The following is a 17,392-nucleotide window of genomic DNA, read 5'->3' on the forward strand; positions in this document are numbered from 1 at the left end:
CGTGAATGAGAGTTTCGGTCACGATGACCGCGTCTGGACGGACCATTGATCTATCATTGTGCCAGCCATTCGTTCGGCAATCATGATTGTCGGAATATTGGTGTTCGCAAACGGAATTGACGGCATAAGTGAGGCGTCACACATAAGAAGTTCTTCTATGCAATGAACTTTCCCAGCTGAATCTGTTACGATCATCGGGTCGCTAATAGCACCCATTAGGTATGTACCCGAAGGATGCCAGGTCCCTCCGACACGTTTACGCACAAATTCGGTCAGAGATGCATCATCCGTGAGCAATGAGCCAATGCCCACGGATGATGTGATGAGTGTGCTTATAACTGTTCCGCGTATTGGGCCAGCCACATCAAGCACGGTGGCCAAGCCGCACTTTGCAGCGCGTTCCATAAGCCGGGGACAGCAACACGTGCGACAAGCGGTGTGTAACTTGGTGGAAAGACAGTGCCAGCAAAGTGGTGCATGTTTGGGTCAAAAAGAACTCTACATCGTCTTGCACTGCATTTTTCAATCCTTGGAGATCGCGCTCATCGCTCAACATACGAAAGTCGATGAGAGGCTCGTGAGCCTCATCGGCGGATGAGAGCTTCAAAACGCCTCGTGAATAGGATTTATTGACCCAGAAGAAGAGGCTGCCGACACGGTGGCCCACGGAATGCCAGCCCGAGCGTGCAAGAATTGCTGCATGCATGTCTTCTTGAGGCGCGCCATCCAACCCTGACGAGTAACGCCAGATAGTCTGCTCGTGGTGTTGGTGGGCATCTTTATTCCGGGCTACCGGCAGCAGATAGGCGGCAACGGCAATGTTTGGCAGCTCGTCTTGAAGGAATCTACGCTGATTTCCGTCGTTAGACTGGTAGAACTGATGCGTCAGGTCCAAATCGGAGCTGGATCAACCTGTAAGCCATTCACATTCTTTCTGACTGCCGGGCTGCTTTATCTCGTCATCACATTCGCATCGGGCCTGCTGTTCAAGAAGGTCGAAAAGCACGCCATATGCGGTATCCGGAGGGTGATATGAGCAGGTTCTGTTGCAAATTTTTCATCAATGAATGAGCTGATAAGATCTTGGCTTTTAAAGAGCTGAGTATTTTTGATGTTTAAAGACCACCATTTCGATAAATCTGTCATTCTCTTATGCGTTCGATGGTATCCGGCTTACAATCTGAGCCTACGCAATCTGGCTGGCTTGCAGGCTGTGAACACAATCCTGAAATTCAATGGTATAGGCGACCTGATTGAAATCAGGCAGATCAAATATCTCAATAACATCCTTGAACAAGATCACCACTTTATCAAACGGATCATCAAGCCAATTATGGCTTTCAACGCATTCCTCTCTGCCTCAGTCACTCGTTAATTAAGATTTCTGCGGAACTCGCGGTATGAGTGCGTCAGCAGTTAAGGCAGCTTGTATGTCATTGAAAATTTTGTGATGCAGCCGAACTAAGACCCCTCCCGCAAGATGTGGGAGGGGTCTATGAACAAACTTTCAATTGCCGGTCACGGATTGTTGGGCTTTTTCCCAGAGGCCAAAGCCGCTTGCATTGTAGACGTCGATATTGAAGCCTTGCACCTGCCTTTGATCAACTTTGAAAGTGATGGATGCCAGAGAGCCAACGAGCTCTGCTTCACCGATTGGCACGAATGCGAACGTATCACCATCCCAGTGTCGTAATGGGAACTGCAACTCCTTCGGTCCCAGCACAAGCGTCAGCGTTCCATTGATCTCCTTGATTTCGGCCTTGCCGTAATAGGCATTGTCGAAGCTGCCGGTGTACTCATGCAAGGCTTTGGCTGGCTCTGGTTTGGCGGGCCTTTCCTTGAACGACAGGTCGCCCTGCGGTTCGAAGAAGCCTTTCATCGCGCCATTATAGGCTGCAAACCAGTCACGTGTTGATTTGCCGTAAAGGGCCGTGTCGGTGAACTCAGCAACGACGGATTCCGCTGCGCCGACCGGAGCGCCATTCGTCAGGACGATAATGCCGATATTGGCCGACGGCACGATCTTGAATGCCGTACCTGCGCCGAGCAGGAACGCGCCGGAATGGCCCATGGACGGGCGGCCACCGAGTTCCGTACCGACGTTGAAGCCATAGCCATAAAAGCCGGACCGCGCCGTGGTATCATGCGCGCGCGCGCTGAAGGATTGCGGCGAAAGGGCCGGTACGAGCGCTTCCGCAGCTATCATTTTCTTGCCCTTGTATTCACCATTGGCGAGCAGCAATTTAAGCCATTCCGCGAGATCGATGACGTTGGACGAAACACCGCCCGCCGGGGCCTGTTCGTCCGCATCGCGCTGTCCGAGCGGCTTGAAAGCACCATTCTGATAAGCATGCAGTGCAGCTCGATTGTCATGGGCTGTAAAATCGGCATAGCGATAGCTGGTCGATTTCATGCCCAGCGGTTTGAGAAGCTGTTCGTCGGCCAGCTTGTCCCAAGGTTCATGCGCTGCAGTCGCAACTGCCTCTGCGCCGATCGTCGTGCTGAAGTTTGCATAATGATAGGAGATGCGGAACGGATCGAGCGGCAATTGCTGTAAATGCGCGATGACGTCATTGCGTTTGTAGCCGAGGTCCTCGAGATCATCACCTGCCGTGCCCGGTAAACCGCTACGATGCGCGAAAAAATCTCCGATTGTGCCATATTCCGACACATAAGCATTGCTCAGTTTGAAACCGGGCAGGTGTTTTGTAACCGGATCGTCCCACGCAACCGTACCCTTCGTTACCTCGATGGAAGCAATCGTCGCAGAAATCGACTTTGAAATCGAAGCGATCTGGAACACTGTTTCAGCATTCACAGCGGCGTCCTTGCCGATCTCCCTCTTGCCGAAACCCTCAGCAAAAACGGTCTTGCCGTTGCTGACCACAGCAACCGCCATGCCGGGAACGTGGCTGCGCTTCATGATATCGGCGATGATCTGCGGCAGGGCCTTGAGTGCCTTTTCGGTGCTTCCGTTTGGAATCTGAACCGCATCGGCGGCCGGATTGAGCTGGCTCTGAATGAAAACGGTCTGCGCTGTGGCACCTGCCGACCAGCCGAGTGCGAACAGACAGGTAAGGACGATGGAAGGAGTTCTGGTTCTCATGACTGTCTTAAAACCCCGTTTGATAAGCGATACGGAAAACACCCTGATTAATGTTTAATGTCTGGTCCCGTTGATGGACAAGTCCTGTTTGCAGAATGATACCGATGGGTGTGACATAGGTGGCGGTACCTGCCACGCCCCAATCCCAGTCAGACTGAAGACCGTATTGTGCCAGCTTTTCATCGTCGCCTGACAATTTGCGTATCGCGGTTGTCGTGTTGAACTGCCACCGGTCGTAGGAAAGCGACACGGATGTCACGCCATTGCCGTTGGAAACGGGTATGCCACGAAAGGCGCTGGAAAAGGTGGCTTCGTTGAACCAGCTGAGGTTCCATTTGTCGGTCAGTGCCGTGTCATAACGCAGTCTGGCAGAAATTGTGTCGGCGCTTTTACCATAACCGGGCTCCGCCTCCAGCCTCCCTATATCCACGCCGCCGGATATATTCTTCAAACCCGGAACATTGCGGAAGTCATAGGATAGGATGAAAGAGTTCAGGTCGTTGCTGAAGGCGGGTTGCTGCCCCCTGGTGGGCGAGATAAAACCGTCATCGAAGCTGAGCCGACGGCTGAGTGCCGTATCATCGCGCTTGAATACCAGTCCGGCAAAGGAGTGAGCTCCCATATTTTCGGTGTTGAACGTATAGCGACCACCAAAACCGACGGAGCCGTTATACTGAAAATCGTCGGTAAAACCATTGTAAAGCCCGTCGATAACATGCCAGCCATCACCGAAACCGAGATCCAGCTTGCCGCCATAGAGTGCAAAATTGTCGTTGGTGTAGGAGGCGAACAGGTTTTTCAGATTGAAGCCGAGATCGGAAAAAGCGTTGTCCTCTGTCGCTTCAACCGAGGAATCAAACGTTACTTTCGACAGAACCGCAAATTGCCGGGAAAATTGCCAGACAAATGCGGCTTCTACCGTCGGCTGCACGCTGTTCCAGTGTGAACGCGGAATCTGACCGTTGCTATCCTTGATACCGAAATAGCCGGTATAGCCAGTCATGAACAATAGCTGACCGTTCAGTCTTGGATAATCTTCCGCAATATCCGCATCGCCCAGTTTGCTGTACGGCGTCAGGAATATTTCGGTTTTGAAAATGTCGCGCTTTTCTTGCGCGAATGCGCCCGGCACGCCGGACGCAAGAAGGAGCGTGACACCCAGCAGGGTGTTGCAATTCAGGAGGTGGGAGGTGGGTTTCCACAGCCTGACAATTGATTGTAACGATAGGGGCGCGAACGGCTGCATGATTAACGGGCCAGTTCGGCTGCCAGTTCGCGTACCTGAGAATGGATATTTTCGAACATGCCGAAGTTCACCCGGCTGGCGACGACGAAAATGCCGAGCTTGCGATTGGGCGATAGAACCACGTAACTCATGAAACCACCGAGACCGCCACTTTTACCCAGCAGAAGCGGCGTTTCATTGCGGGGCAGGGTGACAACCCAGCCAAGTCCCATACCATCGCCTGCCGTCACTTCGGTTCCCACGACATGGTTCAGGCCGTCATAAGGCAGCCAAAGTGTGTGATCGAGCAGTGCATCTTCCCGAAGCTGGCTCGCGCCGTCGAGATGCCAGCGCATCCAGCGGGTCATGTCTTCCGCCGTCGTGTAAATACCCGCGCTGGCATACATAATGTCTGGCACAGGGCTGTTCGAATCCGGCTTGTCGAAAGGGTCCAGTCCGGTCATCAGCCGCTTTTTCTGGTCTTCGTTCAACACATTGGTTGTGTCGGTGAGGCTGGCTGGTTTCAACACTTCATTGGCGAGAACCGTGGAATAATCGGCACCGCCAGCTTTGGCCAGAGCATCGCCCAGAAGGCCGTAGCCGAGATTGGAATAAATCGTGGTGGTGCCGGGCACATAGGCGGGCTGATTACTGCCAATCCATTTCCAGTAATAATCGCGATCGAAGGCGGCAAACGGGTTGTCGGTGATTTTCGTATCAGGATTGGGCAATTCGCGCGGCAGGCCCGCCGAATGCGTGGCCAGATCGAGCAGAGTAATGGGACGGCCGTTGATCTCGACTTTCGCCCCTTCCGGCGCATATTTCGCCAGTGGATCCGTGAGCTTGAGGCTACCCTTCGCGGCAAGCGCGGCAAGCACGTCGCCCGCAAAAACCTTGGAAACGGACGCGATCCGAAAAACGGAATGCTCATCCGGCTCGACATTGCTCCCGGGAGCCGTCTGCCCATAGGCTTGAATGACACTGTTATCGCCCTGCACGACGGCAATGATCAGCCCCGGCGCTCCGGAGTTCAAGAAAAGCTGCATGCCTGCCATGGATACGGCATCCTTCAAGGCAAGGTCTTCCGCTTTTGTCTGGTTGTTATTGGCGAGGAGAATGCTGGAAGCGACCAGCGAGATAGCAGTAAAATGCGCTAGCATCCGAGACGACATACAAGATCCCTTCAAAGAACTGTTGGGAGGACGTTCCAATACAAGCACCATCTAAGAAACTGCAGGAATAACAATAATCCAAGGACGAAACGACGTGCCGGTCTGACGAATGACATGTCGTCAGAAGCGTAACGGTCCCATTAACCTACACGGGAGCCGGCACCTCAAAGCTTCATATTCCACCGTACCAGTCATAGCCATAGTCCTCCCAATATCCGCCCCTTCCACCCTGAATGCTCGCAAAGCTTGAGACAAGCTCAATCGATTTGATGTATTTACTCATCTTGTAACCGAGCTGTCTCTCGACGCGTAGGCGAAGTGGAGCGCCATTTTCTACCGGCAGGGCACGACCGTTGAGACCATAGGCTAAAATGGTTTGAGGATGGCGAGCTTCAACAAGGTCTATGCTACCGTAAAAAGATGCAGGCCCCTTTGCACTGTCGGTCTTGTCAAAACAATGGAAGACGATAAAGCGTGCGGATGGCGCGGGACGCACCGTATCCAGAATCTGGCTCAAGGGGACACCAGTCCATTTGGCGATTGTACTCCAGCCTTCCACGCAGTCGTGGCGGGTGATCTGGGTGCGCCCTGGCATGTTACGCAGTTGCGCCAGAGAAAAACTTGCTGGCTTTTCCACGAGACCTGTCACCTGTAAGGCATAGTTTGAGAAATCGGCAGCGCGAAGCGCTTCATATTCCTCTGTAGCAGGATTGGTTTCACCGTTCGGTTTTTGACCCTGACGCAGTTCGCTTTCACTGTACTCTCTTGCAAGAGCGTTAGGTCTCTGCAACTGCCGTTGAACGAGATAGGTCAGATCGTTCGCCTTTTCGAGGACGTGCCGCGTAGCGTTTTCATTATCGCCGACAAAATCGAAAGCATCACAACCGCTCAAGACAATGGAAGAGGCTGCGGCTCCTGAAAAAGTAAGGAACTGTCGTCTGGAAATGTTCAGCTTGCTCATGGGTGCCTGTCCTCGTTCTTCTTCGGAAAATCGGCACGATACCAACCCGAAATCATTGATCGCATTTCATTGATCGGACCCGCGGCAAACACCATCATGATGTGAATGACGAAAAATGCGGAAAGCAGCAGAACGGTTACAAAATGAAGAGTACGGGCTGTCTGGCGTCCGCCGAGCCATTCCGTCAGTGGCCATACGGCATCCATGCCGGGAGACATGGCTAGCCCCGTGATAACAATCATCGGGAAAAGGGCGAAAAACACCATGCAATAGGTCAGTTTCTGCATAGGGTTGTATGCTTTACCATGTTGTAAGCGAAACTTCAGATGGTTGAGAAAATCGCTGGGCAGGCTTCGTATATCGAATGCCGACGGCAGTAGCTCGTTCTTCAGATGCCCGTTCAGGACACTGCCGACAAGCCATAACAGGAGCGTGCCCACCAGAACCCAGGCGAAGAAGAAGTGAACCGCGCGTCCGGTTGCCAGATCGCGATAGGACGGAATGGTCAACGCCGACGGGAACGCCTGATAGTTTGGAGCATTTGCGGATCCCGATACGCCGAGAACACCGGTCGTCCGGAACGTGCTGCCCAAAATGTCGACACGACCTTCAGGTCCGTTTTCACCATCAACGGCATAAACTGCCAGGACGGCATTATCGTACTCGAAGCCGGATTCGTTACCGAGATAAAGTGTGGGGTGCGCATTGAATATCTGCAGCCCCGACAGTAGCAGAAAGAAGAGGCTCGCGGCCCAAATCCAGTGTGTGAGGCGTGTCAGTAGTCGCTGACGATAGACGAGCTGTTTCATGAGGTTGCGGTCCGGTGTTATGCCCACCAATCCTGAGAAGAAAAACTGGCGGGCCAGAAAGATTAATGAGGCTTCTTCATGGCGTCGGACTGCATCGAGTCCTGTTTCATGGCATTCTGCTTGCCCATAGAACCCTTCTTCATGGTGTCAGATTTCATAACATCCGTTTTCATCGTGTCTTGTGCGAAAGAAACTGACGTGAAAGAAATGGCCGCAAATAGAGCAAGCACGGGAAGAACGACAACGTTCCGTTTGATGATCATGACGATACTCCTGTTCATCTGGGCGCCAGCGGCGCGTAACAGGAAGAGTTTCGACGGACAGAGGCAAATGGTTACATCGATCGCGGCGATGTGATCGCCTTTATCGGAAGATATAATTTTTCCGCATCTTTCATGAATATGCTGATGATTGGGAATAGTAACCTGACATCTTCGAATGAAGAGAGGTAAAAAACGGTAGCGTCGCCCTAATATTTTCTGGAGTATTTGCCGGCATGAACGCGATTTCACTGACCAATGTTACGATGCACCGCTGCAAGGGTTATCCTTTTTCAGTTGAGATCATAACGCATGCTATGTGGCTCTATTTCCGCTTTCTGCTAAGCCTGCATCATGTAGAATATCTGCTGGCTGAGCGCGGTATTGAAGTCTCATTCCAGACTATCGCGGAATGAGCTGCCAAGTTTGACCGAGAATACTCCCGGTCCATCCGGCGGAGGACCAGGGGAAACTCTGCCGACAAATGGCATCTCGACGAATTGGTGGTTTCCATCAAAGGCAAGAAATACTGGTTGTGGCGCTCTGTCGATGCCAGTGAATATGTTCTTGATGCTTTGCTCCAGAGTTGCCGAAACAAGAAGGCAGCCTTCCGGCTGATGCGAAAGTTATTGAAATCACAGTGCGTCACGCCGCGTGTCATCATCATCGATAAGCTCAGATCTTATGCTGCAGCAAAAGGCGAAGTCAGTCCTGGTGTTCGATATCGCTCGCATGAGGGGTGAATAACCGAGCGGAGAATTCGCACCTGGCTGTTCGACGACGAGAACGAAGCATGATCCGCTTCAAGTCGGCGAGACAATGCCAGCGTTTCGTCTTAATCTACGGCCCGATCACCAATCTCTTTCATCTTCAACGCAATAAGACGACCACCGAAGAACATCGAAAACTGCGAAACGTTGCCGTGAACACGTGGCACGAAATCATGCTGTCAATCGCTGCATAAACGAACCCATCTTGGCCATCTTGCGCTCAATTCGAGTTAAGGCGACGCCACCCGCTGATCTGCGTCCCCGACCAAGCGCTACAGGTGCCTCTTGCTAACACGGGATATGATGCAAATGCCATTCGTACTGATCTTGTCAGCCGCATGGTTCATATTGCCCCCGCAAGATACTGGCTCAAATTCGTCCACGCCGCCTAATGTGGTAGGTGAGTACCACCACAAGGTATTTTAAACCACTATACTGTTCTGGATGTGAGGAGGACATCCAGTTTGAAGAAGTGGAAAGACGGCTATTCTTTTATCAAAATCTTCTTGGCTTTTTTAGTAGTGGTAGCGGCGAGCAAATCCGCCTGTTCAGACCCAAAATCAACGTTCGACCGACAATGTTCAGGATGTCATACGATAGAACCGGGTCAGCCATTCCGACAAGGACCGCCACTGAATGGCGTATTCGGTAGAAAGGCAGGTTCAGTTGAGAAGTATAAATACTCAAAAGCTCTGACATCAGCTGACGTAGTTTGGGATGAGCAACATCTCGATGAATGGCTGACTAACTCGCAGAAATTTCGCAAAGGCACGATAATGGCATATCGCCAAGAGAAGCCAGAAGTAAGGCAAGAGATCATCGAATATTTAAAAGGGCTTCACTAATGGCTACGCCTGTTCACTCAATGATACGTGTACTGAACGAGAAGCGTTCAATCGATTTTTATTCGACGAATTTTGATCTCAACTTATGCGATCGCTACGAGTTCGATGATTTTGCACTGATATACCTGCGTAATAAGTCATCATCATTTGAATTGGAGTTAACGATTAATTTCGGACGAGATCGTGAATACGAAATGGGTGACGGGTATGGGCATCTGGCCGTTGTGGTGGATGATGTCGACTCCCACTACGAAAGGCTCGTCAACAATGGACTGAACATTAATAGCCCCAAGGATTTCATGCATAACGGAAAACGTTTGGCGCGCTTTTTCTTCGTCACTGATCCCGACGGGTACAAAATTGAGGTTATCCAAAGAGACGGTCGGTTTAGTTGAATTCATCAGGCAATCCTTAGGAGGAGGATACCCATGCGTTTAGTGGATCGCAGAACAAAACATAACAGAAGAACGTTCTTGAAAGGTGCCGCCACCATTGTTCCAGCGGTGGGTATGGCAAGTTCCTTAGGATTGAGTATCGATGACGCTTGGGCAGAGACTGCAAAAGCGTTGTCTCCCGAGACCCTTAAGACACTCGTTAAGATGGCACGGGATATATATCCGCACGATTTTTTATCGGACCATTTTTATATTGTTGCCATAACGCCTTGGGACGAGAAATCATCGAAAGATGAAAAGTTGAAATCTCTCATCGAAACGGGGGTTAAAAGTCTCGACACCGCTGCTATGGCCAAATTCAAGCAACCTTATATCAATGTTGGCTGGGAAGAGGAGCGTGTCAAATTACTGGAAGACATGGAAAATTCGGAGTTTTTCCAGTTAATCCGCAAGGACTTGGTCGTTTCGCTTTATAACCAGAAAGAAGCTTGGCCAAAATTTGGATATGAAGGCTCGTCCTTCGAACATGGTGGTTATCTTCACCGTGGCTTTGATGACATCGACTGGTTGTCGGAATCGTGAGGGGGATAGATCATGGCAAATTTTGATAAGAATGACGACAGCCTCGTTGTAATTGTCGGTTCGGGTGCTGGTGGCGGAACGTTGGGGAATGAACTTGCGCAGAAAGGTATCAAAGTTGTGATCCTTGAAGCAGGTGCTCGTTTCGAAATGAACGATTTCATAAATGATGAATGGGATAGTTTCGCCCAGCTTGGCTGGACCGACATGCGCACGGGTTCTGGCTCATGGCAAGTTGCAAACGACTTCCCAAATCTTCCGGCGTGGGTTGTGAAAGCGGTAGGCGGCACGACAGTACACTGGGCAGGTGCTTCACTTCGCTTCGAAGAACACGAGTTTAGATCGTTGGATACCTACGGGCATATAACAGGTGCCAATTTGTTAGATTGGCCAATTACACTCAAAGATCTCGAGCCTTATTACGACAAGGCCGAGGATAAAATGGGTGTTACTAGAACCAATGGAATTCCAGGTCTTCCTGGCAACAATAACTATAAAATTATGGCAGCTGGAGCCAAAAAGCTCGGATACGAAGAATTTCACACGGGCAGAATGGCGATAAACAGTGAGCCGCGTGATGGGCGTGGTTCGTGCATGCAACTTGGCTTTTGTTTCCAAGGTTGTAAGTCGGGTGCAAAATGGTCGACGCTTTATACTGAAATTCCGAAGGGAGAAGACACCGGTAACCTCGAAGTTCGCCCGAGCTGCATGGTCATGAAGATCGAACATGACGATACAGGCAAGGTCACTGGTGTTGTATATACGGATGCAGAGGGCAAGACACAAAAACAGAAGGCGAGAATTGTTTGTGTTGCAGGCAATTCCATTGAAAGCCCGCGTCTTCTTTTGAATAGTTCATCAAATATGTTCCCTGATGGATTGGCAAACAGTTCAGGCGAAGTTGGGCGCAATTATCAGCGTCATGTAACGGGAACCGTTTATGCTTCATTTGAGAAGCCTGTCCATTTCTATCGCGGAACAGTTATGGCCGGGATCATCAGGGATGAATCGAGAAATAATCCGTCCAGAGGTTTCGTTGGTGGATATGAAATGGAAACCGTTTCTTTGGGTGTTCCACTTTTTGCCGCGTTCTTCAAACCTGGTGGGTGGGGCAGAACGTTTACAACAGTTCTAGACCAATATGCCAATCTTGCAGGTATGTGGATTGTCGGTGAGGACATGCCTCAGCAAACGAACCGGATTACCCTTCACTCATCGGTTGTCGATAAGAATGAGATGCCTGTTGCCAACGTTCATTATGACGACCATAAAAATGATGTCTCTATGAGAACTCATGCTTATGAGCGTGGTGCAGCAATTTACGAGGCTGTTGGGGCGATCCGCACGTTCCCTACTGTGCCTTACCCAAGTACCCACAATCTGGGCACAAATCGCATGAGCGAAAAGCCTCGTGATGGGGTTTGTAATAAATATGGTCAAACGCATGACATAAAGAACCTCTTCATATCCGATGGCAGTCAGTTTACGACTAGCGCTGCGTGCAATCCGACTTTGACAATTGTGGCGTTGGCAATACGTCAAGCTGACTATATTGCCGATGCGATGTCCAAAAAGGAAATTTAATCCTTCTTACTCTTTTATGAAGAGCCGTGACATTAGGTTGCGGTTCTTCATAATTTATAGAATTCTTTATTAGAGGATAAAGCGAAGTGTCCTTATTGCCTTTTTTGGATTCTCAACTTCACTTGACCTGCTCCTCTTAATATCCGCGATCATAAGTGGAAAATTCCAGTTCTGAATGGCCTAATTTATTGGGGGCACGTCACTTCGGAGAACAGACTAACCAAATTGCGGGGACATCAAGGGGAGCAGGTCAAGATCATAAGCATCTTGCCCATGTCCTGCACCACGTTTGTGATCCACCAAGATGGCGTAAAAATCAGGCTGCGGCGGCAAGCCAATTAATGTGACACTAAGTAAGTGCATATGGGCATCTGTACTTACGTTTAAACCCTAGTTTCGTGTCAAGCCGTCCACTCCGGTGCAACGAGTAGGCTAAACACAAGCTGGAGTGCTTTTGGTGAGAATAAACGAGCCATAGATCACTTCTTCCTGTAAGGTGGAGAAAGAGGCCCCGGTTTCATCCGGGGCCTGAGTTGCCGGGAGGTATTCATTCTACCTTACCATTTGACCTTGAAGCCGAGATTGCCCTTGAGTGCGTAGCTGTCGGTGAAGTGGTTAAGTGAGGTGTTGATGGAGCCTTCACCGTAAATGGCATATTTGTTGTCGGCCCAGGCATAGGTGCCGCCAGCGCCGATGCCGCCCCAGGTGCCGTCCCCGTCGGTGGACATATACGTACCTGCATAGTTCATGCGGGCGTCACCCAGAAATTCCTGATAGAGATTGGCAATACCATAGACCGAGGTGTTGACCATCAGATTGTCATTGCCCTTCCAGCTGTTAGCATAGCTGGCAGCAAGGCCAAGTCGTCCCGTCAGACTGTCGCCGTCCCGGTTGGAGATGCGGGCGCCATAGGTGTCGTCGAACGCGTCGAAGTCGACCGATGAGAACATCAGCTGTGTTTGCGGGGTCAGCGACCAGTTCTGGTCGATGGCAATGCGCTGGCCTGCTTCAAGGCTCAAGGCATAGCCAAAGCCCTTGTTACCGCTCTTCAAGGTCGGATCGACTGCATCGACACCCAGATCGCTGTCATACCAGTTGGCCTGCGCCTGTGCATCGACATAGAAGCCCGAATTGCCATACCAGGTGGCTGTCGCACCAAGTCCCCAGCCCTGCGTGTCGATGGAGCCCGAACCGTCACCGGTGCGGTTGTCGATAGCCGAACGGGCCTTGCCATATTGCCCGGTGATGCCGGCAATCAGTCTTCCATTCTCTCTCTCATAGAACTGGCCGTCGACACCAGCCTGCAGGATAATGGTTTGAATGTCCTGATGCAGATCGCCTGCTGTCGAACCGGTCTCCAGACGGCTATGCGTTCCTTCGATACGGCCCCACACAGCCTTGCCGTCGGTCTCGCCCGCCTGAGCAGTGTTCTGGTCGCCGTTCCGGGCGGTAGACAGTCCGCCCAGATAACGCTCGCCCATGCGCTGCTGCAGTGTCGGCAGCTTGTTTAGGGCCTGCAGCGTGGCGGTATAGGTCTCATAGACCGGTGCGGCCGGGCTGAAGCGGTTCGGTGGGGTCGAACAGAGGTTGGTTTCGTGGCAGACCGGACGGCTACCCGACTTCTCATACTGGCTGACCAGATACCAGTTGCCGTCATTATTGCCGATGCCTGAACCTTTTTGCAGCGTATAGGCATAGGCAGAGTCGGTCATGATGCCCGCTTTGCCGTCCTTGGTGATATATTGGCCATTGAGCGTGAAGATACCATCCGAATTGCCGCCGACGTTGATGATCCGGATGCCGTTGACCGTCTTGTTGCCAAAGCCACGCGAGTTGGTGATGTCGATCTTCGAATTGCCCGATGTATTGCCGTCGACATTCATCCGGTCGGTCACAGAATTGTCGTCGCCCAGCACCGCTGACATATGTAGTGTGCCGTCCTGACCGACATAATCGCCCGACACATTGAGCACCGTGCCACCATTACCACCGAAGACGACATCGCCGCCATTGGTAAGGCCGGCCATCGTCGTATCGAAGCCGCCAAGCGTGATCGAAGCGCCGCTGACCACCGCAAAGGCGGAACCGGCCGAGAAGCCGCCTGCAGCTCTCTGCACCAGATCGCCTTTGTTGACAGTTGTTGCACCCGAATAGTCGTTCTGGCCATAGAGCCCCAGATCGCCATCACCATTCTTGGTGAGGCCGCCGGTGCCGGAGATCACACCGGAGAAGTCGGCATGCAGGTTCTGATTGAGCGTCAGCGTGCCGGAACCGAGATCTATGCCCCCGTCACCCCACGCCTCACCGATCAGGTTGCCGACTGTTTCGTTGAAGTCGTTGAGATCAAGCGTTGCTCCGCCCAGAACTGAGACATTGCCCGAACCGAACGCATTGTCGGCAATACCGGCCTGGGCAGTGCCGCCCCCGACGATCAGGCCGCCGGAAAACGTGTTGTTGCCGACAAAGACCGTCGTGCCGGTGCCATCCTTGGCCACAGCGCCAATGCCGCTCACGTTATTGGTGAGCGTGAAGTCCTGATCTTTGTTGATCAGAAGATCACCATGATCGAACTGCGTGCTGGCAAGCAAGATATCAGGGCTGTTCTCGATGCTGCCATTGCCGCTCAGTTCCAGCGTACCCTCGTTCAGCGTCGTCGTGCCGCTATAGGTGTTGACATTGGTCAGATTGAGCGTGCCATAACCGCTTTTGTTCATGCCGTTCTCACCATCGATCACCGAAGCGATGGTTGCGGTCATGTTGCGGCTCGTGGCCGGATCGCCATTGCCGACGAGAACCAAGTTGTCTGCGCCACCAAGCGTGATGGTGCCGTTCTCGATCCTGTAGCCGTCGACGAAGAACTGCATGCCGCTAGCGAACGGCGTGAAGCCCTGCTCGATGGTGACGGTGCCGCCCGTGCCTTGAAAGACGGCGAAATTATCGTTGCGCCATTTGCCGTCGACAATGCCGTCCTTGTCGGTCCAGTTGGTATTGGCACCGTTCCAGGTGCCGTTGCCTCCCTGAATGATCCCGTCATCGCTCGGACCTGCATCACCATCCCAGAAATTGAGCACAAGGCCGCCGTTGTTGATCAGGTTGACCTGACCGTCATTGTCAACCACCTGGAGTTCGTAATTGGAGTTGCTACCCGGCGCCATATGCATCCCATTGTCCGTCAGAGGATTATCCGACTGGAAAATGCGGTAGAGGCCGAGGTCGAATTTGCTGTTCGGGTTGACCGTTAGCGTCCCGTTGACGGTGAGGCTGCTGGCAACGTGGAAAAGCTCGTTGGTCGATGCCCCGCCATTCAGCGTCACATCGACATTGCTGTTGGCATTGAGCGTCAGGTCTTTCAGGAAATCGAGCCGCTGCCCCGTCTGACCGAACAGAGTGCTACCATTGGCAATAGTAGTCGTGCCGCCGATCGTGCCGTGACCACCGAGCGAACCACCCGAAGCGACTGTGGTCGTACCGGTGTCGTCGCCGAGCTTGGCGCCTTCAAGGCGCAATTTGCCGGCATTGACATTCGTGTTGCCCGAAAAGCCGTTGCTGTCGCCCGAAAGCACCAGCGTGCCGTCGCCGGACTTGGTCAGGCCGCCCGTGCCGGTGAAGACATTTGACAACGTAAACACATTATTGGCATCGGTAATATCGAAACCGCCACCATTGGCACCCCAGTTGATCACCTTATCGGTGCTCTGGAAATGTGTGCCGGTGACCTGCAACCTACCTCCGTCAAAATTGAGCGCGCCGGAACCGAGGTTTTCCTCCTGCTCGACCAAGATCACACCGGCATTGAGATAGGTATCGCCATAGTTGTTATTACCCGAAAGCGTCAGCGTGCTGTTGCCCTTCTGTGTGACACTACCCGTGCCGCTGATCGCGTCATCCAGTACCGTCGCGCCATGATTGTCGACCGCCAGATTGCCGCCACCAAGAACGATATCGCCGGTAATCAAACCATCCGTGGTGCCGTCGCCCAGTTGCAAAATGCCGCCCGAAACCGTCGTCCCGCCTGTATAGCTGTTGTTCCCAGACAAAATCAGCGTTCCGGCTCCTAGCTTGGTCAGCGCACCACTCGCGCCCAGATTCTGACTGACCGTAAACACGTTGCTCGCGGCGGCAATGTCGAAACTGCCGCCCTCGTTACCCCAGTTGATCGTGCGGTTTGTTTTCTGAAAGGCCGTACCGGTGATCTGCAGAATGCCACCGTTGAAGCTCAGTACTCCTGAGGCATCGCCGAGATTGCCGTCCTTGCTCACCGACAGCGTACCGCTATCCAGAATGGTGCCGCCGGAATAAATATTGTCAGCAGTTAGAACTGTCGTACCACTTCCCCGTTGGCGCACATTGCCGGTGCCGGAAATGACGCCGTCAATAGTCAACAAATCGGAACGGTTAAAAGCCAACGTACCCTTCGTAGCTGCATCAAAACCAGTATTCACTGTACTTGTTATGATGCCCGCGTTACCACCATCACCAATTTGAAGCACACCCTGCTTGATCACCCAGGACCTCGAATGACCGGTCAGCGACCAGGTACTCGCGCCGGTCTTTTCGTTGATCTCAAAGCCATAATATTGTGAGTTGCCATCTATCGTTGTCCCAGCGGCCATGTTTCCGGCAAATGTAGCATCCACATCGCCGCCAAGAATGAGTGTGTTCTTCGTGCCATTCCCAGCCGCTCCAAAAACAATCCCGGTGATATCCGAACCGGCATGAAGCTCGAGCCTGTTTATTCCGCCTTGAAAGTGTACCGCATATCCGTCTTTGCCCGCATTGCCATTTCCCGGAGCCCCGCCTGTGCCGCCACTGATGGAGCCACTGTTCACAATCGACAGATCAGAGCCGACGATACCGTCGCCGCCATCACCGCCATCACCGAGCTTGGTTTGATCGCCAATATAGATTGGAGCGTTCACACCGCCCTTACCGGAAGCACCGCCATCGCCACCGATAATGGTACCGGTATTGTTAATGGTCGCACCCGAAGCACTGATTCCAGTGCCGCCTTTGCCGCCATTGCCGTTTGAGCCGCCTATTTGTTTGCCGTTAGTGATATAACAACAGTATTTAACGTTGCCGCCGTCACCGCCCTTGCCGCCTTGCAATATTCCTGAATTATTGATGACCCCTCCGGGAACTTGATACCAAACAGCAAAGCCACCGTCTCCTCCGTTTCCGGCACTGCCCGCGACGTCTGTAGGTGTACCAAATGCGCTATCTCCACCATCTCCGCCGTTACCGCCATCACCACCGGTAATCTTCGAACTATTGGTAAGCGTAACGATTTGCGTCGCCACCAGGCCGTAACCGCCGCTGCCGCCGCCGCCGCCGCCCGCAAATCCATGTTGAATAACTTCCATGTCAATAAGGCTGCCCCCCTTGCCACCGTTGCCCCCGCTTTCTGCTGCCAAGCCCTGCTGATTAATTAGATCGTCTGTGATGGTTTTGCCATGATTGCCGCCACTGCCGCCGCCGCCACCGCCGCCGCCGGTTTGAGAGGTCGAACTTGAGCGCCCATCCTGCCCGGTGGCACCGCCTGTATTGGGAACTTCTGCGAATGGACCTGAAGCATTGCCACCCGAACCTCCTATCCCGCCACCTGCGCCGCCACCGCCACCGCCACCGCCGCCGCCGCCAATATTGAAATACGTAACCCCTATTCCCCCGTTGTCCCCAACAGTAC

General features: G+C 52.5%; 13 protein-coding genes and 4 pseudogenes. 8 read left to right on the forward strand and 9 right to left on the reverse strand.

What is annotated here, in order from left to right; all coding sequences use genetic code 11:
* Positions 1-18: 18 nt before the first annotated feature.
* Together CEV33_RS24535 and CEV33_RS24540 are read right to left on the reverse strand one after the other, a co-directional pair.
* Positions 19-405 carry a GMC oxidoreductase gene (locus CEV33_RS24535; protein ID WP_235818484.1) on the reverse strand — a complete coding sequence of 129 codons (387 nt, stop codon included), beginning with the start codon at positions 403-405 and terminating at the stop codon, positions 19-21.
* Complete coding sequence (locus CEV33_RS24540; RefSeq protein WP_235818488.1) at positions 365-895, reverse strand: hypothetical protein; 531 nt, start codon at positions 893-895, stop codon at positions 365-367. The genes CEV33_RS24535 and CEV33_RS24540 overlap by 41 nt, the downstream gene beginning before the upstream one ends.
* On the opposite strand from CEV33_RS24540, the pseudogene CEV33_RS21015 reads away from it, so the two are divergent.
* The 3 pseudogenes from CEV33_RS21015 to CEV33_RS21020 form a co-directional block, all read left to right on the forward strand.
* Positions 794-1,036 (forward strand): annotated as a pseudogene (locus CEV33_RS21015) (ABC transporter permease); the annotation flags it as partial. The gene CEV33_RS24540 and the pseudogene CEV33_RS21015 sit on opposite strands and share 102 nt — an antisense overlap.
* 75 nt (positions 1,037-1,111) lie before the next feature.
* A pseudogene (locus CEV33_RS24280) lies at positions 1,112-1,213 on the forward strand (IS6 family transposase); the annotation flags it as partial.
* Positions 1,193-1,369: pseudogene (locus tag CEV33_RS21020) on the forward strand (IS6 family transposase); the annotation flags it as partial. The pseudogenes CEV33_RS24280 and CEV33_RS21020, both read left to right, overlap by 21 nt.
* A gap of 138 nt (positions 1,370-1,507) precedes the next feature.
* Here CEV33_RS21020 and CEV33_RS21025 read toward each other — a convergent pair.
* From CEV33_RS21025 to CEV33_RS21050, 6 genes are all read right to left on the reverse strand, one after another.
* On the reverse strand, positions 1,508-3,106 hold the full coding sequence (locus CEV33_RS21025; protein WP_094542294.1) for a serine hydrolase: 1,599 nt from the start codon (positions 3,104-3,106) through the stop codon (positions 1,508-1,510).
* A gap of 7 nt (positions 3,107-3,113) precedes the next feature.
* A complete protein-coding gene (locus CEV33_RS21030; protein ID WP_094542295.1) occupies positions 3,114-4,352 on the reverse strand; it encodes a hypothetical protein in 1,239 nt (412 codons plus the stop codon).
* A 2-nt stretch (positions 4,353-4,354) separates the two neighbouring features.
* Complete coding sequence (gene ampH / locus CEV33_RS21035; protein ID WP_235818485.1) at positions 4,355-5,503, reverse strand: D-alanyl-D-alanine-carboxypeptidase/endopeptidase AmpH; 1,149 nt, start codon at positions 5,501-5,503, stop codon at positions 4,355-4,357.
* A gap of 172 nt (positions 5,504-5,675) precedes the next feature.
* Positions 5,676-6,464 (reverse strand): molybdopterin-dependent oxidoreductase, encoded by a 789-nt coding sequence (locus CEV33_RS21040; RefSeq protein ID WP_094542297.1) that lies wholly within the window; start codon positions 6,462-6,464, stop codon positions 5,676-5,678.
* On the reverse strand, positions 6,461-7,273 hold the full coding sequence (locus CEV33_RS21045; RefSeq protein WP_094542298.1) for a cytochrome b/b6 domain-containing protein: 813 nt from the start codon (positions 7,271-7,273) through the stop codon (positions 6,461-6,463). The genes CEV33_RS21040 and CEV33_RS21045 overlap by 4 nt, the downstream gene beginning before the upstream one ends.
* 62 nt (positions 7,274-7,335) lie before the next feature.
* Entirely contained in the window at positions 7,336-7,536 is a 201-nt protein-coding gene (locus CEV33_RS21050; protein ID WP_094542299.1) for a pentapeptide MXKDX repeat protein, read from the reverse strand.
* Positions 7,537-7,784: 248 nt separating this feature from the next.
* On the opposite strand from CEV33_RS21050, the pseudogene CEV33_RS21055 reads away from it, so the two are divergent.
* The 5 genes and pseudogenes from CEV33_RS21055 to CEV33_RS21075 all read left to right on the forward strand — a co-directional run bounded on the left by CEV33_RS21055 (position 7,785) and on the right by CEV33_RS21075 (position 11,706).
* Positions 7,785-8,497, forward strand: a pseudogene (locus tag CEV33_RS21055) (IS6 family transposase).
* A gap of 270 nt (positions 8,498-8,767) precedes the next feature.
* Positions 8,768-9,148, forward strand: a complete 381-nt coding sequence (locus CEV33_RS21060; RefSeq protein WP_235818486.1) for a c-type cytochrome — start codon at positions 8,768-8,770, stop codon at positions 9,146-9,148.
* Positions 9,148-9,543 carry a VOC family protein gene (locus tag CEV33_RS21065; protein WP_094542301.1) on the forward strand — a complete coding sequence of 132 codons (396 nt, stop codon included), beginning with the start codon at positions 9,148-9,150 and terminating at the stop codon, positions 9,541-9,543. Before CEV33_RS21060 ends, CEV33_RS21065 begins: the two co-directional genes overlap by 1 nt.
* 33 nt (positions 9,544-9,576) lie before the next feature.
* Entirely contained in the window at positions 9,577-10,125 is a 549-nt protein-coding gene (locus CEV33_RS21070) for a Twin-arginine translocation pathway signal (protein ID WP_094542304.1), read from the forward strand.
* A gap of 12 nt (positions 10,126-10,137) precedes the next feature.
* Positions 10,138-11,706, forward strand: coding sequence for a GMC family oxidoreductase (locus CEV33_RS21075; protein ID WP_094542306.1), 1,569 nt, complete (start codon positions 10,138-10,140; stop codon positions 11,704-11,706).
* 557 nt (positions 11,707-12,263) lie between these two features.
* Here the strand turns inward: CEV33_RS21075 and CEV33_RS21080 are convergent.
* Positions 12,264-17,392 (reverse strand): autotransporter outer membrane beta-barrel domain-containing protein (locus tag CEV33_RS21080; RefSeq protein ID WP_094542307.1); only part of this gene is annotated, 5,129 nt, incomplete at its 5' end.

The sequence above is a fragment of the Brucella grignonensis genome (assembly GCF_002252505.1).
GTDB lineage: Bacteria > Pseudomonadota > Alphaproteobacteria > Rhizobiales > Rhizobiaceae > Brucella > Brucella grignonensis.